At 50.5% G+C, this 22,936-nt stretch carries 20 protein-coding genes; 14 read left to right on the forward strand and 6 right to left on the reverse strand.

The genetic code is table 11. The features are described 5' to 3' along the window. Positions 1 to 88 precede the first annotated feature (88 nt). Positions 89 to 1,591, reverse strand: coding sequence for a YifB family Mg chelatase-like AAA ATPase (locus tag BLW68_RS02695; RefSeq protein WP_092789970.1), 1,503 nt, complete (start codon positions 1,589 to 1,591; stop codon positions 89 to 91). A 184-nt stretch (positions 1,592 to 1,775) separates the two neighbouring features. Between BLW68_RS02695 and BLW68_RS02700 the strand changes: the two genes are divergently transcribed. Genes BLW68_RS02700 through BLW68_RS02710 form a run of 3 tightly spaced genes read left to right on the forward strand, consistent with a single transcriptional unit; the run spans position 1,776 to position 6,522 of the window. Continuing rightward, complete coding sequence (locus tag BLW68_RS02700; protein ID WP_092789972.1) at positions 1,776 to 4,076, forward strand: efflux RND transporter permease subunit; 2,301 nt, start codon at positions 1,776 to 1,778, stop codon at positions 4,074 to 4,076. Next, positions 4,069 to 4,863: an outer membrane lipoprotein-sorting protein gene (locus BLW68_RS02705; protein WP_092789974.1), complete on the forward strand. Its 795-nt coding sequence runs from the start codon at positions 4,069 to 4,071 to the stop codon at positions 4,861 to 4,863. The genes BLW68_RS02700 and BLW68_RS02705 overlap by 8 nt, the downstream gene beginning before the upstream one ends. 18 nt (positions 4,864 to 4,881) lie before the next feature. Continuing rightward, positions 4,882 to 6,522 (forward strand): FimV/HubP family polar landmark protein, encoded by a 1,641-nt coding sequence (locus BLW68_RS02710; RefSeq protein WP_092789976.1) that lies wholly within the window; start codon positions 4,882 to 4,884, stop codon positions 6,520 to 6,522. A gap of 4 nt (positions 6,523 to 6,526) precedes the next feature. Here BLW68_RS02710 and BLW68_RS02715 read toward each other — a convergent pair whose 3' ends face one another. Next, a complete protein-coding gene (locus BLW68_RS02715) occupies positions 6,527 to 7,093 on the reverse strand; it encodes an SRPBCC family protein (RefSeq protein ID WP_092789978.1) in 567 nt (188 codons plus the stop codon). Between the two features lie 205 nt (positions 7,094 to 7,298). Here BLW68_RS02715 and BLW68_RS02720 point away from each other — a divergent pair, with 205 nt between their 5' ends. Beyond that, on the forward strand, positions 7,299 to 10,502 hold the full coding sequence (locus tag BLW68_RS02720) for a DEAD/DEAH box helicase (RefSeq protein ID WP_092789980.1): 3,204 nt from the start codon (positions 7,299 to 7,301) through the stop codon (positions 10,500 to 10,502). A gap of 11 nt (positions 10,503 to 10,513) precedes the next feature. Here BLW68_RS02720 and BLW68_RS02725 read toward each other — a convergent pair whose 3' ends face one another. Next, positions 10,514 to 11,938 (reverse strand): alpha-amylase family glycosyl hydrolase, encoded by a 1,425-nt coding sequence (locus BLW68_RS02725; protein ID WP_092789982.1) that lies wholly within the window; start codon positions 11,936 to 11,938, stop codon positions 10,514 to 10,516. Positions 11,939 to 12,192: 254 nt separating this feature from the next. On the opposite strand from BLW68_RS02725, the gene BLW68_RS02730 reads away from it, so the two are divergent. The 5 genes from BLW68_RS02730 to BLW68_RS21535 all read left to right on the forward strand — a co-directional run bounded on the left by BLW68_RS02730 (position 12,193) and on the right by BLW68_RS21535 (position 15,406). Beyond that, entirely contained in the window at positions 12,193 to 12,693 is a 501-nt protein-coding gene (locus BLW68_RS02730; RefSeq protein ID WP_092789984.1) for an Mpo1 family 2-hydroxy fatty acid dioxygenase, read from the forward strand. A 116-nt stretch (positions 12,694 to 12,809) separates the two neighbouring features. Next, on the forward strand, positions 12,810 to 13,550 hold the full coding sequence (locus BLW68_RS02735) for an endonuclease (protein WP_092789986.1): 741 nt from the start codon (positions 12,810 to 12,812) through the stop codon (positions 13,548 to 13,550). A gap of 179 nt (positions 13,551 to 13,729) precedes the next feature. Further along, positions 13,730 to 14,224 (forward strand): hypothetical protein, encoded by a 495-nt coding sequence (locus tag BLW68_RS02740; protein ID WP_092789988.1) that lies wholly within the window; start codon positions 13,730 to 13,732, stop codon positions 14,222 to 14,224. A 385-nt stretch (positions 14,225 to 14,609) separates the two neighbouring features. Continuing rightward, a complete protein-coding gene (locus BLW68_RS02755; protein ID WP_143039913.1) occupies positions 14,610 to 15,215 on the forward strand; it encodes a hypothetical protein in 606 nt (201 codons plus the stop codon). Positions 15,216 to 15,274: 59 nt separating this feature from the next. Beyond that, positions 15,275 to 15,406 (forward strand): hypothetical protein, encoded by a 132-nt coding sequence (locus tag BLW68_RS21535; protein ID WP_281246192.1) that lies wholly within the window; start codon positions 15,275 to 15,277, stop codon positions 15,404 to 15,406. Between the two features lie 98 nt (positions 15,407 to 15,504). Here the strand turns inward: BLW68_RS21535 and BLW68_RS02760 are convergent, their stop codons facing one another. After that, positions 15,505 to 17,397, reverse strand: a complete 1,893-nt coding sequence (locus BLW68_RS02760) for a methyl-accepting chemotaxis protein (protein WP_092789995.1) — start codon at positions 17,395 to 17,397, stop codon at positions 15,505 to 15,507. 100 nt (positions 17,398 to 17,497) lie between these two features. Next, on the reverse strand, positions 17,498 to 18,286 hold the full coding sequence (locus BLW68_RS02765; RefSeq protein ID WP_092790638.1) for a polysaccharide deacetylase family protein: 789 nt from the start codon (positions 18,284 to 18,286) through the stop codon (positions 17,498 to 17,500). Between the two features lie 156 nt (positions 18,287 to 18,442). Here BLW68_RS02765 and BLW68_RS02770 point away from each other — a divergent pair, with 156 nt between their 5' ends. The 5 genes from BLW68_RS02770 (at position 18,443) to BLW68_RS02790 (ending at position 22,024) form a co-directional block, all read left to right on the forward strand. Beyond that, entirely contained in the window at positions 18,443 to 18,841 is a 399-nt protein-coding gene (locus BLW68_RS02770) for an MAPEG family protein (protein WP_092789996.1), read from the forward strand. 83 nt (positions 18,842 to 18,924) lie between these two features. Beyond that, the gene (locus tag BLW68_RS02775; protein ID WP_092789997.1) at positions 18,925 to 19,776 is read left to right on the forward strand and encodes a PA4780 family RIO1-like protein kinase; all 852 of its coding nucleotides are present in this window, start codon (positions 18,925 to 18,927) and stop codon (positions 19,774 to 19,776) included. Positions 19,777 to 19,867: 91 nt separating this feature from the next. Continuing rightward, entirely contained in the window at positions 19,868 to 20,674 is an 807-nt protein-coding gene (locus tag BLW68_RS02780) for a hypothetical protein (protein WP_092789999.1), read from the forward strand. Between the two features lie 123 nt (positions 20,675 to 20,797). Beyond that, entirely contained in the window at positions 20,798 to 21,202 is a 405-nt protein-coding gene (locus BLW68_RS02785) for a GFA family protein (protein ID WP_092790001.1), read from the forward strand. A 159-nt stretch (positions 21,203 to 21,361) separates the two neighbouring features. Continuing rightward, positions 21,362 to 22,024: a DUF4097 family beta strand repeat-containing protein gene (locus BLW68_RS02790; protein ID WP_092790004.1), complete on the forward strand. Its 663-nt coding sequence runs from the start codon at positions 21,362 to 21,364 to the stop codon at positions 22,022 to 22,024. A gap of 27 nt (positions 22,025 to 22,051) precedes the next feature. Here the strand turns inward: BLW68_RS02790 and BLW68_RS02795 are convergent, their stop codons facing one another. Further along, positions 22,052 to 22,933 (reverse strand): LytR/AlgR family response regulator transcription factor, encoded by an 882-nt coding sequence (locus BLW68_RS02795; protein ID WP_092790006.1) that lies wholly within the window; start codon positions 22,931 to 22,933, stop codon positions 22,052 to 22,054. Positions 22,934 to 22,936 lie beyond the last annotated feature (3 nt).

Raw genomic sequence — 22,936 nt, forward strand, 5'->3', positions numbered from 1 at the left:
AAGTTTATAATCGAGCCTACAGGGACGTATTTACGGCGTGTTGGTGTGAGCAAACCGGTTACTGTTCTCCCCGGTTTGGATGATTAGCTCAGTTCTTCAAATAACTTAGCAACCGCTCCAGCGCGCGGTAGCTAAGTGCCTCCATTAAATGGGCGCGGCTTATTTGGGCTTGCTGCTGTAAATCGGCAATGCTGCGCGCCACTTTGATGATCTTATGGTAAGTACGGGCCGACAGTTTAAAGCGGTGAATGGTGTCTTCCAAAAAGCGCGCATCGGCTTGTTGCAACGGGCAAAAATCGGCAATTTCACTGCCGCTTAAACGGGCATTAGCTTTACCCTGCCGTGCCAGCTGTAACTGCCTGGCTGCCAGTACCCGCTCGCGCACACTGGCGCTGCTTTCTTCCTGCGTATGCTGGCTAAGCATGCCTTTGGGCAGTAACGGTACTTCAATTTGCAGCTCTATGCGGTCAATAAAAGGGCCTGACAGCCGGTTTAAATAACGCATTACCTGCTCGGGTGTGGCCCGGCCATCCTGATGGTGCCCGGTCGGGCTGGGGTTTAATGCCGCTACCAACTGAAACTGTGCCGGAAATTCTGCTTGCCGTGCAGCGCGGCTAATATGTACCACACCGGTTTCCAGCGGTTCGCGTAACACATCCAACACCTTGCGCGGGAACTCTGGCAGCTCGTCCAAAAATAAAATTCCGTGGTGCGACAACGATATTTCTCCGGGACGGGGCACAGAACCCCCACCAACCAAGGCCACTGCAGAACTGGTGTGATGCGGCGATCTAAACGGCCTTTGCTGCCAGTCGGTTAAGTTACGCTTTAACCCGGCAATAGAGTATATGGCGGCAGTAGCCAATGCTTCCGGCTCTGTAAGCGGCGGCATAATGCCAGGTAAACGCTGCGCCAGCATAGATTTACCGGTACCGGCCGGGCCCAGCATTAACAGGTTATGCTCACCGGCCGCCGCAATTTCCAGCACCCTTTTGGCATGGGCCTGGCCTTTCACGTCAGCTAAATCCGGCAAATGTTGCTGTTCACGCACTGGTAATGCCGGAATAGCAGGCAATGGTTGCTGAGCCAATAAAAAGCTGTGCACCTGCAATAAATGTTCAGCACCGTGCACTACTACCTTGGGTACCTGCTGCGCCTGCTGGGCATTTAACATCGGCAGCACCACTTCACGGCCGGCATCACGGCAGGCTATGGCTACCGGAATTTCGCCTACTATGCTGCGGATCTCGCCCGACAGCGCCAGCTCGCCACAAAACTCATAGCCTTGCAGGCTTTTTTCGGCTAACTGGCCGGAAGCGACAATAATACCCAGCGCTATTGGCAAATCGAAACGGCCGCCTTCTTTGGGCAAATCAGCCGGGGCTAAATTAACGGTGATTTTGCGATCCGGAAAAGCAAAACCGCTGTTTACCATGGCACTGCGCACCCGGTCACGCGATTCTTTTACCGAGGTTTCGGGCAGGCCAACCAGCTGAAAAGCAGGCAAACCATTGCTGATATGCACTTCAACGGTAACTAAAGGGGCATCTAAACCATGACGGGCACGACTGAAAACAACGGCCAGTGACATCCTGTCTCCTGCGTGGACAAAATAAAAAGATAATTAATATTTAGCATATTGTTAAATATTAGCAAGGTTAAATAATCTGCTAAGCCACAGGCTAAATCGGCTACACTGGGTAACACAGCACGGAGCGCTATATTTTCAGCCCAAGCTGTTGGTCAGATTGATAAATTGTCTTAGGGAGCAAAAGATGAGGCAACTTTGGCTTGGCTGGGTGCTGAAACATCCGTGGTGGGTGTTACTGGGTACTTTGGTGCTGGTATTGCTGATGAGCAGCGGCATGAGCAAGTTGTACTTTCGCGGTGACTTCCGGGTATTTTTCGCCGCTGACAACCCGCAATTGCTCATGTTTGAGCAAATGCAGGACGAATTTAATAAGAGCGATAACATTCTTATTGGTATCGCGCCGGCAGACGGGCAGATCTTCAACACAACCAATCTGACACTGGTTAAGCAAATAACTGACGCCGCCTGGCAGACGCCTTATTCTATCCGGGTCGACTCGATCAGTAATTTTCAGCATACTGAAGCCGATGCCGATGATTTGCTGGTGGCCGATTTGCTGCTCGATACAGCGCAATTGGATGAGGCAAAAATAGCTCACATCCGGCGTGTTGCGCTGGCAGAGCCAACACTGGTAAAACGGCTGATTACCGCAGATGGCACCGTTACGGCTATTAATATCACTGTGCAGTTGCCCGAGCTGGATAAAAATAAAGAGGTGTTTGATACCTTTGGTTTTGCCCGCCAATTAACAGACGAATTTAGCCAACGTTATCCGGATGTCCGATTCTATCTGGCCGGCGTAATAGCAATGAACCACTCTTTTGCCTATGAAGCCGAGCACGACGCCCGGACGCTGATCCCGGTGATGTTCATCGTTATCGTAATTATGCTGGCGTTATTACTGCGCTCAGTTGTTGTTGCCCTGGCTACTGTCATTATTATTGTGGTGACTATCACCAGTACCCTTGGTCTGGCAGGTGCGGCCGGTATTTTTTTAAGTACCGCTACCGTCAATGTACCCACTATTCTGATGACACTGGCGGTGGCCGACTGTGTACATGTTATAGCGTCGGTGCAGTTTGCGCTAAGCCGGGGCCATGATAAGCAAAGTGCTATTGAATACAGCATGCAGCGCAATTTAATGCCCATTTTTATTACCAGTGCAACGACTGCCATTGGTTTTTTAACGCTGAATTTCTCTGAGGTGCCCATTCTGGCAGACTTAGGCAATATGACTGCGGTTGGCGTGATGTTGGCGTGTTTACTCAGTGTCGTCACCTTGCCGGCACTGCTGGCAGTGTTACCGGTAAGGCCAGGCAAAGTAAAACCGCAGCACCAGCAGGATACTGCAATGGATAAACTGGCCAGTTTCGTGATATTGCGCCAACGCCTGTTATTACCGGCAATGGCACTACTGATGATCGTTTTTGCCGGTTTTATCAGCCTGAACAAAGTGAATGATGAAGCGGTTAAATATTTCTCACCCGCGACTGATTTTCGTCAGGCGATGGATTTTCTTGATCAGCATCTGACGGCATCAATGTCGATGGACTTTGTGTTGCACAGCGGCCAAAGCAGTGGCGTAAACCAGCCGGAATTTATTGCGGCAGTGGAAAACTTCAGTCAGTGGCTGGCAGAGCAGCCAGAAGTGGCGCATGTTAATAGCATCAGTGACGTGTTTAAACGCCTGAACAAAAATATGCATGCCGACGACCCGGCCTTTTACCGCATACCACAAACCCAGGACGAAGCAGCACAATATCTGCTGATGTATGAAATGTCGTTGCCCTACGGCCTCGACTTGAATAACCAGCTGAATCTGGATAAAAGTGCCACCCGCCTGACCGCTGCCCTGAGAAATATGGGCAGTAAAGAGATTACCAGCTTTGAACAAAAGTCCCTGCAGTATTTTGCCAGTCAGTTTCCGCAGTATCAGGCCAGCGCGGCCAGTACAGCGCTGATGTTTGCCCATATTGGTGAGCGTAATATGGCGTCGATGCTGCAAACGCTGCCACTGGCACTGGTGCTGATCTCGCTGTTGCTGGTATTTAGTCTGCGTTCCTGGCGCATGGGGCTAATCAGCCTGCTGCCTAATATTGCCCCCGCGGCTATTGGTTTTGGCATCTGGGGCCTGTATAGCGGTGAAATTAATCTGGGATTATCGGTGGTCGCCGGCATAAGTCTGGGTATTATTGTTGACGATACCGTGCATTTTCTGGCCAAGTACCAGCATGCACGCCACGAAGGTAATAATGCTGAAGCTGCTGTGCGCTATGCTTTCAACAGTGTCGGCCGGGCGCTTTGGATCACCACTGCCGTACTGGTAATTGGTTTTAGCGTGTTGATGTTATCCAGTTTCCGGCTCAACTCGGATATGGGGCTGTTAACCGCTATCATTATTTTTACCGCGCTGGTAATCGACTTTTTATTCTTGCCAGCCTTTTTGCTTAAATTTGATACTAAGGAAAGCCAACATCATGCGTAATATTTTACCCACACCGCTGTTAATACTGGGCCTGACCGGCGCAGTCTGGCTAGCCGGTTTTGCAGTAGCCGACGAAACCAAAGGTCTGGCTATTGCCCAGGAGCGCAAAGTGCGCGATGCCGGTTGGGGTGACAGTGAAAGCCGCACCACTATGGTACTGCGTAATGCCAAAGGGGATGAAAGCCAGCGGGAAATCCGTACTGCCGCACTGGAAGTGCAGGGCGATGGCGATAAAGGGCTGACCATTTTTGACGAGCCGCGTGATGTAAGGGGTACCGCCTTTTTAAACCACTCACATCCGACAGCAGAAGATGATCAGTGGTTGTATCTACCCGCCGTAAAACGGGTGAAACGTATCGCCTCGCGCAATAAATCCGGACCTTTTATGGGCAGTGAATTTGCCTACGAAGATTTAAGCTCGTTTGAAATCGAAAAATACCGTTTTAGCTACCTGCGTGACGAAAGCTGTAATGACCAGCCTTGCTTTGTACTGGAGCAAGTGCCTGCTGACGAGTTTTCCGGCTATAGCAAAACAGTGGTTTGGGTAGACCAGCAGCATTACCGTTTACATAAAGCCGAATATTACGACCGCAAAAATACGCTGCTAAAAACACTGACATTGCACGACTATCAGCTGTATCTGGATAAATACTGGCGACCGCATAAGCTCAGTATGGTGAATCACCAAACCGGAAAAAGCACCGATCTGTTAATCCATCAGATCAGTTTTAATACTGGCCGCACGGCGGCAGACTTTGACACCAATGCGCTGCAACGGGTGCGCTAGCACAAGGATACTTTAGCGATGCATCAGCTGATTTCTGCTCTGGTATTCTGTACTGCGCTGGCTCAGGCACAGCCGCAGCAACTGCCTCCGGTACAGCCGGCAGATACCTTATGGAAACTGGCAACCGCAGCCCGGCCGGATGAACAGGTGGCGATGGTGCAGGTGGTTTATGCACTGTGGCAGGCTAACCCGCAGGCCTTTCGCGCTAACAATATCAACGCTCTGCAGCGCGGCGCTGTATTAAAGGTGCCGCAGCGGGCGCAAATGCTGGCTACGCCGGTATCGCAGGCCCGGCAATGGTATTATCAGGCCATTGCCGATAAGCCGCTTGGTGTGGTTACGCCAGCACAGTACATCAATGTTGCTGCGGCGCCAGTAGCAGAAAACCGCCACGACGCTATCAATACTGCCAGTACTACCGACACAGAACTGCCCACCTCGGCGGCACAGCTTAGTGGCGCAGCAATATTACAGCGCCGGGCAATAGCCACAGCACAACCCGGCCACAACCCGGAAGTTACACCAAACAGCTGGCAGCAAAATCTTAGCAGTGATTACAGCCTGACTTTGCAGCAACGCTATTACCCACAGCAGGGAGAGCAAGGCCAGGCCAAAGCACACAGCAGTGTGGCCGTTAGCGCCGAGTGGGTTTGGCAAAGTGATAACCGTGCTCACCAGGTCGCCATTGAGCCTTTTTTGCGGCTGGATCAGCGTGATAGCAAGCGCAACCTGGCCGATCTGCGCCAGGCTTACTGGCAGTATGCCGGCACAGGCTATGATATTAAAGCCGGTGTTGACATCGTGTTTTGGGGCGTGACGGAGTCGCAGCATCTGGTAGATGTTATTAACCAGACCGATCTGGTCGCCAGTGTGGATGGCGAAACCAAGTTAGGGCAGCCGATGTTAAACTGGAACCTGTATGGCGACGCTGGTACTTTTTCGCTGTATCTGCTGCCTTACTTTCGCGAGCGCACCCTGCCTGGCCCTGATGGCCGCCTAAGGCCGCCGCTACTTATAGATAGCGATAATCCGCTTTATGAGTCAGCACAGGCTGAGCAAAACCTCGACTTCGCCTTACGCTGGAGCCGGCAGTTTGGCGCGCTGGATTTAGGCCTGAGTTATTTTGAAGGCAATAATCGTGATCCGCAGTTACAGCTAACCTCAGCTGGCAACCTGCAGCCGGTGTATCTGCAGATGCAGCAACTGGGGCTGGACAGCCAGTGGCTTAGCGGTAGCTGGGCCTGGAAATTGGAAAGCATTTATCGCAAAACCCGGCAGCAAGACTTTATCGCCAGCACTGCCGGCTTTGAATATACCCAGGTCGGTGTATTCGGTAGTAGCTGGGATTTGGGCTGGATAGCCGAATACCAGTACGACAGCCGCGACCGGCAGGCGCCAGTACCAGGGCAGAATGATGTGTTTATCGGTGGCCGTATTGTGGCCAATGATGAGGCAGGCAGCGAAATTCTGCTGGGAATTATGCAGGATTTGCGGAACAGCAACAGCCGCAGTGGCAAGCTCGAAGCCTCTATGCGTTTGTCGAACAGCCTGCGTTTAAGACTGGATGCCTGGTTCTTTCAAAGCCAGCTGACATCAGACCCACTGTACTTTATGCGCCGTGACGACTACCTGCAGCTGAGCCTGGATTTTTACTTCTAACGCCTCAGCTAAGCGGCGTTTCTGCCGGCTCTGCCGCTGGAGTTTCCAGAATTAACTTCAGGTTTTCCAGGCCTTGTTGTAAATCTGCCGCTATCATCGCTTCAACATCCATAAACAGCAGCATCAGGTTCATTGGGTAAGGCATATGGCCGGCAAAACCCCAGGTCACCCGGGTTTGTTCTGTGCTAACGGCTTCTGTTTGCATATAAGCTGGCGACACCGCAGCAAAAGGCTGATAAAAACGCAGCTCGTAATCTATCCGCGAGCCTTCCACTATGGCTTTTATTTCCTGCTCGCCGGTGCCGACGTCTGAATTTTCACTATGCCAGCCCGAAACAAAACCCACAGTGCCGTCAACACCGCGATCTGTTTTTTGCATATTCGGGTCTTGGGCGGCCCATACACTGAAGTTGTCCTGATTAGTTAAAAAACGAATGTAATCAAACACCACCGGCACAGGCTGTTGAATAACCACCTGGGTTTCTACTTTATAATCCTGCTTTACAAATAATGCCGCTACCAGTGGTATTGCCAGCAGCACAACTATGGCGAGCAGTAGTTTTTTAATCATTATTTGATACCCCTGTAGTTATTTTGTTGTGTTAACGGGGCTAAGTTGCTCCGGGCCGCAATAAACATAGCTGGCTTTTTGTTAACACTCCAGTGGCGGCTTTGAGCGGTAAATCTGCACAAATTTATTTTATTTCACGCTATCGCATTTGGCTTAAGGCAAAACTGCGGTAGCATTACGCCTTTGTGTTCAACATTCAGGCGTTATGACAACCGATACTGCGTTTCCACTTAGCCAGCAACAGCTGGAACACTGGTTTGATGCCGTGACCTTTCACCGGGCTCAGGCGTATTTGCAGGCCGGTAAAGTGGTCAAGCTGGAATACAACAGCGACTTATCTGAGATCAGTGCTCAGGTGTGGGGCGCCGCCTTTACGCCGTACCGGCAATTTATCAGCCTGAAACACAACAGCAGCACCTGGCAGTTGCAAAACCGCTGTACTTGCCCGGTAGGCGCTAACTGCAAGCATGTGCTGGCCGTATTACTGCGGCTGCAACGCGATTACCAGCAACACAAGCTGCAACTGGAACAACAACCGGTACGCCAGCTTAACCAGTGGTTTGAACAGGTAGAACAATCACTTGCCCCGGCGCAGGATGAAAAAGATGTGGTGCTATATCTGTTGTCATACGGCCAGGCCGGGCTGCAACTTAGCCCGCGCCGGGTGCGCGAAAGCAAAAAAGGCGGTTATACCAAAGGCGTTGCCATTGGCAAATACGATTTAGTGACCCCCGGCATACCGCACTGGATTGATGAACAGGATTACCGCCTGCTCAGTTACTTCCGTGCCCAAAGCCTGCGCGATTTACCACTACTGGAAGGTGACTGGGGTTATCAGTTGTTGCAACAATTACTGGGTAGTGGCCGCTGCTTTTTTTCTGAAGCGCGCTACGCGGTGCAGCAAGGGCCGAAACGGGCCCTGGCCTTTACCTGGCAGGATACCGCAGCAGGCCAGCAACTGGGCTGGCAGCTGGACGACGATGACCGCGACTTCGAACTGGTATATACCGATCCGCCCTGTTACCTGGACACCAGTTACTACCAGATAGGCGAACTGGACACCGCTCTTAGCAGTGCGCAGTTAAAGCTGTTAAACAAAATGCCGCCGATACCGCAGCAGGCACTGGCGCCCAGCATCAGCCGCTTGCAGCAGCTGTTTAACCAAACCAGCCTGCCATTACCCAGCGCTGCCGGGTTAAAGCAAATCAGCAGCACACCACGGCCGGTATTGCAGCTAAAAATGCTGCCACACAAAGCTAAAGGCCGCAGCGAACCCACTGCTGTGCTGCAGTTTCAGTATGCCAGCTACCTGTTGCCGCTTAATCTGGCACAAGCACAAACTGAGCTGGTACAGGACAACACCACCGTTTTTATAAAACGTCACCGGGCGACAGAAACCAGCGCACTGGAGCAATTGTTACAGCTTGAACTGCTGCAACTGCCGGCATTGCCACCACCTTATAACGAACAAAGTGCGTTTGGTGTCGGCGAAGGGCCAGACAACCCGCTACTGTGGCAACCCTTGCTGGACGCGCTGCCACAGTTGGAACAACAAGGCTGGCATATCGCCCGCGATGATAATTTTAATCTGGATATCTTAAGCGACGCGCCCTACCTGCAGGTGCAGGACAACAGTGTCGGCGGTTTTGCTTTGGCCATACAGGTTGATATCGACGGCACCCAGGTGCCGCTGTTGCCGCTGATCAGCCAGTGGTTGCGCCAGCACGGCCTGCCCGACGCCGGTAAACCCATCTGGTTGTCATTGCCGCAAGGTAAGCTGGCGTTACCGCTGGCGCTGATCCAGCCGTTTATCGACACCATTATTGAACTGCTAAACCCGAATAAGCCGCAGTTCAGCCTGGATTTACCCGCCTTTAAAGCGGCATTATTACCGCCAGAAACCGCGAAGGACATTCAGTTTTTAAACGCCCAGCGTGTACAGCGCCTGAGCCACCTGTTGCATAATTTTAATGGTATTACGCCGTGCGACGTGCCGCAGGGCCTGCAAGCATCACTGCGTGATTACCAGTTGCAGGGCTTAAGCTGGCTGAGCTTTTTACGCGAGTTTGGTTTAGGCGGCATTTTGGCCGACGATATGGGCCTGGGTAAAACACTGCAAACGCTAAGCCTGCTGCTGCTGCAAAAGCAGCGTGGTGAACTGCAACACCCGGCGCTAATTATCTGCCCTACCAGTGTATTGGGTAACTGGCTGGCTGAAGCTGAGCGGTTTACGCCGCAACTGCGGGTATTGCAAATTCATGGTAATAAACGCCAACCTCTGTTTAATGAACTGGCCAATTATGATCTGATCGTAACCAGCTATCCGCTGGTGGTGCGTGATCATAAGTATTATCAGAACCAGCCGCTGAGCGCCGTTATTCTGGACGAAGCCCAGCATATTAAAAATGCCGGCAGCCTGGCGGCCAAAGCCGTGCGCTTATTAAAAGCCGATTTTAAACTGGCGCTGTCGGGTACCCCGCTGGAAAACCACTTAGGCGAGTTAAAATCTATTTTTGATTTTGTGCTGCCCGGCCTGCTGGGTAATGACGCCCACTTTAACCAGGTATATCGCAAACCGATTGAAAAACATGGCGATGCCGAGCGCGCCCATGCGTTAAAAGCCCGTATCGCGCCCTTTATGCTGCGCCGTACCAAGGCCCAGGTAGCCAGCGAGTTGCCGGATAAAACCGAAATAGTGCAGCTGCTGGAATTAGAAAGCGACCAGCGCAACCTGTACGAAAGTATCCGCCTGGTTATGGAAACCAAAGTGCGCGAATTATTTGTGCAAAAAGGCGTGGCCGCCAGCCAGATCCAGTTTTTAGATGCACTGTTAAAGCTGCGCCAGGCCTGTTGCGACGCGCGGTTGGTGCCGGTTGAGCATGCCCGTTCGGTGCAAAGCAATGCCAAGTTGCAATGGCTGCGCGACACCCTGCCGGAAATGCTGGAAGAAGGCCGCAATATTTTACTCTTCAGCCAGTTTGCCAGCATGCTGACGCTGATAGAAGATGAGCTGAACGCTCTGGGCATCAGCTACAGCAAACTCACCGGTCAAACCAAACACCGCCAGCAACAGATTGATGCCTTTCAAAGTGGTGAAACCCGGGTATTTTTGATCAGTTTAAAAGCCGGCGGCACCGGCTTAAACCTTACTGCTGCCGATACCGTAATTCACTACGATCCCTGGTGGAACCCGGCTGCAGAAGCTCAGGCTACCGATCGCGCCCACCGCATCGGCCAGAAAAAAGCCGTATTTGTTTATAAGCTTATCGCCAGCAATACGGTGGAGCAAAAAGTACAACTGCTGCAGCAACACAAACGCCAGCTAGCCGACCAGCTATTTGCCGGCGGCCAGGGCCAGCCATGGCAGGGCAAGGCCGAAGATTTACTGGCGTTATTCAGTGCTGACTAAGCACACACTACTTAGTCGGCGTACCACATTCTGGCCTGGCGCGCCGGAATGCTGAAGTTGTAGCTGCCACCATTGATATAAACCAGATTGCCGCCGCTTAGCACATCGCGGTAATTGCGATACCAGTAAAAACGGCCATTGGTGTTAATGTTAAAGCTCTGGTTGCTGCTGCATTTATTAATGCCCACCACCCCTTCCTGGCCTCGGCGGAACAAAATGGCGCAATCATTCCAGGCCAGCATTTCCATGCCCTGCCCCTGCATACGGTTATGGAAATTCAGCATTTTGCCAATATGATCAGCTTTATAGGCATTGACCCAGCGGTTGTTATCAGTGCCGGTGCTGTCGCTGAATATCAGCGGTTTACCGCCATCACGGCCCATAATGTAGGCATAAGCCAGATACTCGTCGGTAGCATCCATAATCAGATAGCGAAAGCCGTCATTGGTAGGAATATCATGCGTAATAGTAAAGGTTACCGCCCGGCTGTTTTGCAGCGCCTGACCGTTAGATAACGGGTTAACCAGCTGGCTTAAGCTGCCGCCAAAACCAAAGGCGCTGCGAATCGCGCTAAACAGCGGAAAATCGTAGGCTTTATGGTCGGTATAGGTCAGGTAAGGCGATAAAAAGCTGTCGTACTCATTATTACCGGCGCCACCACTGGTAATAATTTCACCAAATACGTACATGCCGCTTTTAATGCTGTTGGTGAAAATTTCATTAATATGCCAGATAGTCATATGCTTGGCCGCATCAACCCGAAAGCCTTTTACGCCCAAGTCTTTCAGTGCCGTTAAGTAGTTACGCTGTTGCTGCACCACCCAGCTGTTGGGGTTTAAATCCGGCAAACCGGCATCACCCGCGCCGCCACACAGCCGCCAGTTTTGTACCTGCCATACATCGTTATAGTTGCTGATACAGTTGGCCGGGTTAAAGTCGCTGGCGCCAAACAAGCCCTGGGTTAAATTGCCAAATAAGCGCTGGTTATTCCAGTAACTGCTGTTACTGCCATAGCTATTTACTGCCGCCTGGCCGGGGAAATCGGTCGCGCCGTTCCGCTCATTTGCCATATGGTTTAATACTATATCGGCGTACACATCAACTTTACGCGCCGGGTTGGCATCGTTCAGGGCATTAATCATATTTACAAACGACTGTTTGTTGCCTTTGCAATGATCAATTACGCGGATATCCTGCGGCTGATAACGCTGCCACCAGGCACAGTTACCCGCGTTCGATTTTAGCGGCGGTGCCACCAATACCGCTTTGTAACCCAGATTTTTAATTTCAGTCGCTTTGGCGGCAACTTCGTCATAGTGCCAGTCAAACGCATGTAAAATCGCATCGGCAACAGCAGCTGACGAAAATACGCCTGAACTAACAACTAATGTCAGCCACAATAGCTGACGCTTTAACATGGTACTGATTACTTGCATTGGTCTATCCTTTATTTTTCATTGGTTTATGCAAGCCATCCGTGAATGGGCAGCAGTGTGGTTAAGCTCACACCACTAAGTGTTATTGACAACAAGCTCCGTTAACACACCGCGAGCCTACGCCTTTAACTGCAAAATTTATTGCCTATATACGCCAATTTTACAACTTAGCTACATTGGGAACAAAGTATCTCATTGACCCGCTGCCATGCCGGATTTAGGCTTAACAACACCTGACCTAACAGCGAATAACAATGAAAAACCTGACCGAACATTTAAGCCAGTACGCTTTGTACCACCGCGATGAGCGCAATATTCTTACCCACTACGCCGGCATACCGCTAATAGTGGTGGCGGTATTTGCCTTGCTGTACTGGCCGTTATTTACGCTGGCAGGCATGGTTATTACACCGGCATTATTGTTGTTTATTGGCAGTATGGCGTTTTACCTGCGGCTGGACCTGCGCTTTGGCCTGGTTATGTTTGTTTTTAGCGGTATTAGCCTGCTGCTGGCAGGCAAATTAGCCGCCTTACCCTTCGGGCTTTGGCTTAGCAGTTCAATCGCCCTCTTTGTTGTCGGTTGGGTGCTGCAGTTTATTGGCCATTATTACGAAGGCAAAAAACCGGCCTTTGTCGATGACTTAACAGGCTTACTGATTGGCCCGTTATTTATTATGGCCGAACTGGGTTTTAAACTTGGCCTGCGCAAACCGCTGCAGCACCGCATCGAGCAAATTGCCGGTAAAACGCATTAAGTCAGTTGCTGTTCAGCGCGGCTGATTAAGCTGAGCGGCGAAAATAAATGATCGTAGCAGGGCGAGCTCTGCGATAGCAGCTACAACGCTGTTCTCACTGAAGTAAGTGGTAGTGAATGAAGTTTTTATCCTGTTGTACCGGCAGCTTTTTGCTGCTGTTTTCTGTATTTGCTTTAGCTGCACCCACCAATTTTGACCAGGCCAAACGTTTAGCCCAGCGCATTCATGCCCCTGAAGCGAAAAGCTTTTATTGCGATTGCGATATCCGCTGGCAAGGCGGTAAAGGTATTCCCGATTTAGCCGGTTGTGGTTACCAGGTGCGTAAAAACGGCCCGCGCGCTAACCGGATAGAGTGGGAACACGTTATGCCGGCGCATCACTTTGGCCACCAGCGCCAGTGCTGGCAAGACGGCGGGCGCAAAAACTGCGTAAAAACCGACAGCGTATTTCGCGCTATGGAAGCCGATTTATACAACCTGGTACCAGCCATTGGCGAGGTAAACGGCGATCGCAGCAACTTCCGCTTTGGGGTACTGCCATCTACCCCGGCACAATACGGCGCCTGCCCTGTTAAGGTAGATTTTAAACAACAGGTATTCGAGCCCGCCCCGCCGGTGCGTGGTGATATAGCCCGTATCTACTTTTATATGGCCGACAAATATAACCTAAACCTGTCCCGCGCCCAGCAACAGTTGTTTATTGCCTGGCACAGGCAAGACCCGGTAACGCCGCAAGAGGTTGAGTTAAACCAGCGCATTCAACAGCATATGGGCCACGACAACCCCTTTGTCAGCGGCAAGCGCGAGTGGAATTTGGGCTATAAGCCAACGGGCTATGGCTTGAAAGTCAGCCGGTAAAGTGACGGGTAACTTTTACCAGTCGCAAGCAATAGTTACCTTGACGGTACGACAGCGCTGACAGCAGACAAATTGTAACCATATAATATATATCATGTTTTATAGAAATTCGGCGCTGGCACCTTCTTTGCTTTATCTACATGGATGCAAAAAACCACTTACCCATAAGGAAAGTTAAAATGAGCGAAGTTATTACAGGTTTATTTAAAAGTTCTTCGGCTGCCAGCAACGCTATTTTTCGTTTAGAAAGTGCCGGTGTTACCCACAATGATATTTCAGTTATTGCTAATGGCACTCACTCTAAAGAAAATTTTGCCGTAGATGAAGGCACTAAAGCCAGTGAAGGCGGAGTAATCGGTGCAGCGTCAACCGGTATTGTAGCGGCAGTTGTCGCTGGCATGACCGCGGTCGGCGCAGTAGCAACCGGCGGTGCAGGCCTTGTTGTAGCAGGCCCCTTAGTTGCCGCGCTTGCCGCCGGTGGTGCAGGTGCCGCTGTTGGCGGTTCACTGGGTGCAATCATCGGTGCTTTTATTCCTGAACATGAAATAAAGTACTATGAAGATGCCATTAAAGAAGGCTCTGTTCTGGTAGGTGTAAAATATACCAGCCAAAACAAAGACCGAATCAAAGACATTTTGGAACAGGCCGGTGCAGAAAAGGTTGCCACAGCCTAATTAAACAACAACGAAAAGAGACTTTAGTTCTCTTTTCGTTGTCCTCTCCTGATATATTTTTATATGCCCACAAATACAACCCCAACCTGTCCCGCCCCAAGCAACAACCGTATATCGCCTGACATAAACAAGACCCGGTAACCCCACAAGGGACTAAGCTAAACCAATGCACCCAGCAACATATAGGTCACGACAATCCCTTTGTCAGCGGCAAGCATGAGTGGAATTTAGGCTATAAGCCAACGGGTTATGGTTTAAAAGTAAGCCAATGCTAGAGATACACCATATTGACAGCACCCTGCACCCCATATAAGTTTGCCATCCACCAACACACTACCCTGTCGCTTGTATGCGCCTTGCAACGATTTAGAAAATGGACTCCTGTATGCGCTACTGGCAAATCTTCGTTTTGCCCCTTGTTACTATCCTCGCCGCTTGCAGCGATAATAATGCCCGTATGCACCTACAACTTTGCAGTGCAGAGTATCGCTATAACACCGAGGGTGCTGACGCGGCGATCGCCGCCATGCGTGAAGTCGGCAACGACCGCGAGTATGTTGTAGGCAACAATGTTGCGCGGTTTTTAATTCTGCGCGGTGCTAAAACCCAAAACACTAATGACTTTGATAAAGCCAATGCCATACTGGACGCGATGGAGCCGCTGCCTGATGATCCAGAGCAAGTTACCGCCCGCTACATTAGTGTGCTTCGCTTTTTGGCCACCGCCAACGGCAGCAACAATAATGGTGCCCGCGAGGAGCTGACGCAGTATTGCAGCGAATCAGCTGAGCCGGAAGCTGAGTGCCTGCACGGCAATATAATGGAGATCTTTCAGATACTAGGCACCAGCAATGGCACAACGAATAAGTCATCTGAGGATTTGGCGAACCTCTTTAACCAGACCTATCGCGCTGAGTTTAATGATCCTAGCCTGGACGTGCAGCTGGATTATTCCCGCTCAGTAGTCACCAGTTGCGGCAGCCATGAGTAATGGCCTTTTGTGGCTACGTTAGCGGCCGGTCTGTTTTCGATCAATAAGCAACTAAGCCATTGGCCTCCACCTGCACTACCATTGGGCTATTGGCTGCCAAAGGCAAAGAGCCATTTTACCGTCACTACGGTTTTATTGAGCGCGATGGTGTGGAGCTTGGTAAAGGTATGTGCCGTTTTGTACGCGAATAACACAAGAGACAGCCTGCTTTACATTTAAATGCCCCCCGTTAACTCCTTGCGAAGAGTAAAGAGGGGCATTTATCCTGACACAGCGTTTTTATTAAACCCTACAATTTAAAGCGGCCTACTTCCTGTTGCAGTGATGCGGCAAGGTTTGCCAGTTCCTGCGCTTGCGCTTTGGCAGCCTGCGCTTCAGTTGATAAACTTTCTGATACCGTGCGGATAGATTCCGTGTTGCGGTTAATTTCGCTGGTAACCGAGGTTTGCTCTTCGGCTGCGGTGGCTATTTGAATAGCCATACCTGAAATCTCGTGAATGGCCTGGCTGATTTTTACCAGGCTCTCGCTGGCTGAGTGGGCGTCACTTACGCTGGTTTCTGCCATTTGGTGGCTTTGCGTCATCGACTTCACCGCTTTAGCAGCAGTTTGTTGCAAAGTTTCAATCATGGTTTGAATTTCTTGCGTTGATGAGTGCGTGCGCTGCGACAGCACCCGCACTTCATCGGCTACCACGGCAAAGCCCCGGCCTTGATCACCGGCGCGTGCGGCTTCAATAGCGGCGTTTAACGCCAGTAAGTTGGTTTGCTCGGCAATACCACTGATGGTGGATAAAATGCTGCTGATTTTTTGCGAGTGGGCGTTTAATTCACCAATAATGGTACCGGCTGTTTCTACTTCATGGGCCAGATCGCGAATAGAAGTCTGGCTTTTTGTTACTTGCTGTTTGCCGTGCTCAGACAAGCCGACGGCATCTTGTGCCGTTTGCGCCGTGTGATCGGCATTGCTGGCAATCTCCTCAGTCGCGGCAGCCATTTCAGTAACAGCAGTGGCCACCATGGTGACTTCATCTTGCTGTACTTCAATACGTTGGCTGGTTTGCATGGCAGAGTTACTGCTGCTTTTGGCCTGAACTTCCAGTTGGCCGGCAATATCGTGCATACGTGAAATCATGCCGTGTAAACGCGAAACAAAACGGTTAAAACCAGAGGCGAGTATGCCAATTTCATCGTGCTGGCTGGCTGTTTTAATGCTTACGGTAAGGTCCCCCTCACCTTCGGCAATATTGTTAAGTGCCTGGGCCACGCGCTCTAAATCGCGGAACTGCAGTTTAAAAATGGCGATAAGAATAATGCCGAACAATATCATTAAAGCACCGCCGGCGAATGACATAATCCAGGCCAGGCCGGTAGATTGCGCCATAATCTCCTGCTTACCCATAACAAAAATTAAGGCCCAATCGGTGTGTGGAATAGCAGTGGTGTAAACCAATTTGGTGGCACCATCCAACTTGTGCTCTGTCAGCGTTGCGGTGCCCATAGTTTGGGCTAACCACGGCAGCGTAAAGCTGCGGTCTATGTCGGTAATTTGTTTTTCATTCAGTGCTTTGTCGGGGTGGCTGATAATCAGGCCAGTTTTTTGCACCATAATGCCGTAGCCATCGCCAGGTACTTTCAGCTTTAAAACGGCATCGGTTAACTGTTCAATAGTTAGGTTGGCAGCAACCACACCATGCAGCCGGCCGGAAACCATTACCGGTTCGGCGATGGTAACAACTTGTTTTTTTAACGATGAACTAATGTAAGGCGCGGTAATAGCAATAGTGCCTGCAGCTTTTGCATCCAGATACCAGGGCCGGGTGCGCGGGTCAAGGTTGGCGTTATCCAATGCTGCGTCCTGATACATCATTACCCCTGCTTCGCTACCAAAAAAGGTAGAGCCAAACCGGGCGGCATTTTGAGTTTGCAGTAAATGCAGCCGCACATTTACTTCCGGGTCTGCTTCAATGATGGATTTCAAACTGCTGATGTTACTTTTTTTGTCCTCCATCCACTGCCCTACACCACCGGCAAAGGTAATGGCCAGTTGGTCTATTTTTTCCTGGGTGTCGATCAAAGCATGATGGCGGATAAAGTAGGTAGTAAGGCCAACCAGTGTAATCACGGTAACTAAAACGGCGGTCAGGCTGCTAAATAACAGCCGCATTTTTAGCGTAGAGTGCATGAAGATTTCCTTGTGCTGTAGCTCTGACAAACATTAGGGCAGAATGAGTACTGCAAGTATAGATTAATTTAAAAAACAACGAGCTGGGCAAAGGCTCAGGCTAATTTGCTTTTACATACTGCATAATATTAATAAAGGTGTCAGTCCAGTAGGTATCGCGGTTGGCGGCCAGGTAAGCCAGCAGCTCGGCGTGAGCGTCTGCCGACACACTTAAGTGATCGCCACCTATGCCATGGAAAGTAAAATTCACCATAGTGCCGTACTGCGCAGCCTGTTTCACCAGCGCGATTAGCTCGGCGCCGCTGCTGCCCACCGGTGCTATCACCTCTACGGCGTGCACATTTAACTGCGCCATATCGGCAACAATAGACCCTGTTTTGGCCTTTATCGCGACAAAATCGCTGTATATCATCGGTAAATAAGGCTGGCCACCAGCTAACTCATCACCGCAGGGCGCGGTAAAGGTGCGTTCGGTTTTGCCGTCAATGGCAAATAACATGCTGTTAGCTAAACGAATTTGTTGCACCAGTTGCACGGCGCTGAGGGTATCTAAGTTATTTTCTGCTGCAACCCACTCGCGGCCGGGCTTGTCCGCAGAACATTGATGAAACAGCGTATGGTTACCCAGTTCATGGCCCTGTGCCGCTGCCGCGCGCCACTCGCTTAAACGCGCAGTTAACAGTGGGCTGGACAACTGCAGGTAAAAACTGGCTTTCAGGCCCTGTGCATTTAGTGCAGGAAGTGCCACATCCAGCTGTGAGGCCAGCGTATCATCATACGCCAGGCTTACAGCCGCTTTAGCGCCATTTGGCCAGCTAAAAGGCTTTGCTGCCACACCAGCCGCGCCTGTCAGCCATACACACACCAGCACCAGATATATTTTTTGCATACTGCCCCCGATCCAGTAGCGACTATAAATAAGCATACCGTATTGTCGGCTGCTACACTATTTCGCCACCCACAGTAAGATGCTGTAAATTGGCTAAAACAACGCTATGCTAAAGCCCGTGCCCGTAACGGGCTTTATAATTTCTGAGGATACGCTATGACAACTGCTTTATATGCCGCAATACTCGGCCTGTTCTTTCTGGTGCTGAGTGTTAACGTGGTGGCGAAGCGCCGCCGTTTTCAGATAGGTATAGGCAGCAAAGGTGAACTGTGCCTGGAGCGCGCTATCCGGGTACATGCTAATTTTGCTGAGTATGTACCCTTTGCTCTGTTGTTGATGTTTCTGGCCGAGTACAGCGGTTTAGCTCCGCTGTATCTGCATCTACTGGGTATTACGCTGCTATTGGCCCGGTTAAGCCACGCCTGGGGCGTGCGTCAGATAAAAGAACCGTTTAAATTTCGTGTGTTTGGCATGCTAGTGACATTCGGCGTTATTGCTTTGTCTGCGCTGGCTATTATTGTGCTGTATTTTGTCCGTTTCTACATAGCCAGATAATTGGCAGCGGTGCAGCAATTATTTTCAGGTCAGAGCCCCTTTCAGCTATTTCTATGCGCCGTTAACTAAGGTATAACGGCGCAATGAAAATACCAAAACGTATTCAGCCGCTGGTCGATGAAGGCCTGGTGGATGAAGTTATCCGGCCGCTGATGAGTGGCAAAGAAGCCTCTGTGTATATCGTCCGCTGTGGCGAAGATATCCGCTGCGCTAAAGTGTATAAAGAAGCCGACAAACGCAGCTTTAAGCAAGCGGTGTTATATCAGGAAGGCCGTAAAGTACGCAGCACCCGCCGTGCCCGTGCAATGGAAAAAGGCTCTAAGTTTGGCCGTCAGCAACAAGAAGAAAGCTGGCAGAATGCCGAAGTAGATGCCCTGTTTAAACTGGCTAAAGCCGGTGTACGTGTGCCGCAGCCCTATGGCTGTTACGACGGCGTATTGCTAATGGAGCTGGTGTGCGACGATGAAGGCATGGTAGCGCCACGTTTAGCCGATGTGGCGATGGATGCCGACTTAGCCATCGCCGACCACGCCACCATGTTGCACTACATTGTCATTATGCTGTGCGAAGGCCTGGTGCACGGCGATTTATCCGAATTTAACGTGCTGGTGGATGACCACGGCCCGGTAGTAATTGACCTGCCGCAAGCCGTTGATGCCGCCGCCAATAACAATGCCAAATGGATGTTCTGCCGCGATGTAAACAATATGCGCGACTATTACGGCCAATATGCCCCGGCACTACTTAGCACCCAATACGCCGAAGAAATCTGGGCGCTGTATGAAGCCGGTGAACTACACCCCGCAGTAGAACTAAGCGGCGAGTTTATTGCCGACACCAGCGAAACCGATGTCGACGCGGTACTGGAGCAAATAAAAGCCGCCTTTGCCGAAGCTGAAGAGCGCAAAGCCCGGGCGCTTGAGCAAGACGATTAACACACCCGCCTGAACCCGGGCCAACAAAGCTGTTGCCTGCCACTGTATTTATGTTTAGCTTAACTAACCCATTTAAGCGCAGGATACACTTTTGCAGCAGGCCCGTTTTCTTACCGACCAGCGTTTAATTAACACTACAGACTACCTTAGCGCTGCAGAGCACTACCGTGGCCTGTTGCTATGCCCGTTGTGTAGTGAAAAAGCCTGGTTTATTAAAGCGGTTAACAGCGACAGCCTAAACCGTGCGGCCTGCTTTGGCGCGCACCACCAAGACGGTTGCGAAGCGGCCACCTTGCGCCTGAACGCAGAGAATGACGTAAACCCGGGCCAGAAAGCAGATACCGTACGTGAACCCAGCGCACGATATGCTCCGGCCGGTTTATGGCAAAGCATTAAAGCGCCGCAACTGGGTGGCAGCGACGGCTATGATGTTAACAGCGCGCTGCGTCAGTTATTAAGCCATTTATGCCGCAATGCGGATTTTGCTGCGCAGGGTCAGAAAGTACAACTACTGGCCGCCTCCGGCCGTGAGCTGATTGCCGGTAAACTGGCCGATTATGTAGTGCATGTGAATGATATCAGCGATAAGCATTTAGAGGCGCTGTATATTTTTTGGGGCCGGATCAACAACGTTAACGAGCGCGAATTTGACAACCCGGATGATGACGAGCTGTGGCTGAATATTGGTGACTACCGCAAAGAACCGAGTGTGTTTATCGACGCCGATCTGCGCCGCAGCCTGGTTAAACGCTTTAACCTGGCCGACCTGGATGCGCTAAGCGGCGCCGATTTTATTCTGCTGGGCCATGCCGGTAAATCGGCACATGGTAAATTCACCCTGCATTTTGCTATGAGCAAATATATTGCTTTTCGCCACTATAGCATCAGCTCAACCTAGCCGATTTATAAACCTTAACGGCTACTGACAACTTCTGTCAGTACGGTGGCGTTAAGATTAAACCCGGCTGAGGTCCTTTCCCATGAAAGAGCCGCCCACCTAAACCTGACAGAAGGACCAGACATGAAACAAACTTATACCGGCAGTTGCCACTGCGGCGCAGTGCGTTTTGAAGCGGATATTGATTTAACAGCCGGCAGCGGCAAATGTAATTGCTCTTTATGTACCAAGATGCGCAACTGGAATGCTGTAATTAAACCAGCCGATTTTCGCCTGATAAGCGGTGAGGACGCGCTGAGCGATTATCAGTTTGGCGGCAAGTCCTGCCATCATCTGTTTTGTCGTCACTGTGGTATTCATCCGTTTAGCAAAGGCTATGTCGAAGAAATCGGCGGTGACTTCGTTTCAATACAGCTGGCTACTTTGGACACTGCTACGCCTGAAGAACTTATCCGCGCGGAGGTGCGTTATGCCAATGGCCGCGACAACCTGTGGTGGCAACCACCGGCCGAAACCCGGCATTTGTAAAACCACCGCCCTCAGCACTTAGTCATTTTCGCTACAATGTGGCGAAAATGACTGTTTACAGCCGAACCGAAATAAAATAACTCTATATATTTCAATAAATTAAAATTGGCAAAGCTTTTGCAAAACCTATGGCAACCTAACTATAAAAAGGACATCACCATGAAATTATCTCAAATTGTTGCCACTGTAAGTTTAGTTATCGCATCAGGTTGTCTGGTTAATGCTTATGCCGCAGAGCATGGCAGTATTGATAAAGTACTGGGCTCAGCTTCAGTGGGCAGCAACCAGCACTATGACGACATTTCCCTGGTAAATGGCAGTGTAAAAATGGCCAGTAACAGCAGTGCCAAAACCGTTTCTACGGTAAACGGCAGCATAGCGCTACGTGACAACGTAAAGTTGCACAGCGCCAGCACCGTAAACGGCAGTATAGAAAGTGGCAGCGGCTTACAGGTAGCAGATGAACTAAGCACCGTTAACGGTAAAATTTTGCCCGGTAGTAATGCGGTAATTGGTGGCAATGTTACCACTGTGAATGGCGATATTGTGCTGGACAACAGCCAGGCAGGCCGCGATGTAACAACAGTAAATGGTGATATTAAACTAACTGGCAAGACGGTAGTAAAAGGTGATGTGGTATACAAACCGCGTGGTAAGAAAAAAGCCTTTTTTGGCTGGAATAATAGCAATAAGCCAACCCTGTATATCGGCGCTGATGCTGTGGTAGAGGGTAATATTATTCTGCAGCAAGAGGTAGAACTGCAAATCGAAAACCCGGCTATGCAGGCTAAAGTGGTACAACAGATTAACGACGGCCGTTAATAGTAATACCTGCAGCCAGATCTGATGTCAGTCTGGCTGCAATGCTGCTCTGAACGCCTCTTTATAACGGCGTGACAACGCCAGTTGCTGGCCGCTTTTTAGCAAAATATCACCATCACCGCTGCTGTCATAACTAATACTGTCTATCGCATTGTGGTTGATTGCCAAACTACGGTGAATACGGCTAAAGCCTTTGCTGCTAAGTTGAGCCAGTGTATTACTTAACGTAGCACGCAACGGATAAATACGGCCTTTACTATGCAAATTAACGTAATTACCGCTCGCTTCCAGCCATTCAATATCATCTACCCGGATTAAAAACTCTTTATCCAGCTTTTTTACCAGAAAATGCTCAGGTGCTTTTAGCGACTGTGTGGCACCACTGTCTTCAGCATTATCTAACTGATGCGCCTCGCCTTTGATCCGGCTGTAAACAAACTGCGCCAGCTGGTATCCCAGTAAAAAGAACAGATAGCCCCAGGCATCTTTACGGTACTCATAGAAAAACTCGCGCAGCAGTGGGCCAAAGTTGTAATTCCAGCCGTGCCAGTAGTAAATCAGCTCGCGCAGGCCTACCATAATGGCCACATGGCAGACAGAAAACACCAGGCTGCCGAACAAATGCAGCAGTAACTGGCGGCGTATACCTGTTAGTTGCAGCGGGTGGCGGCTAAACCACCAGAAAAATAGCGGGCACAGCAATAAGGTGCTTACAGCACTGCTGTATTCCCACACTATGGGCTCCCACAACTGCAGCGTATTGTTGCTGCTTCTGTTGTGTTCCATCCAGACAGAGCTGGCGTTAATAGCGGCATTAATAAAAAAATATGCTGCCAGTAGCAGATAGCTGAATAATTGCGGATGCCTGTCAAACCGCGCAAACAGACTTTTTGTTTTACCGTTCGTCACACT

Source organism: Rheinheimera pacifica (assembly GCF_900108485.1).
GTDB lineage: Bacteria > Pseudomonadota > Gammaproteobacteria > Enterobacterales > Alteromonadaceae > Alishewanella > Alishewanella pacifica.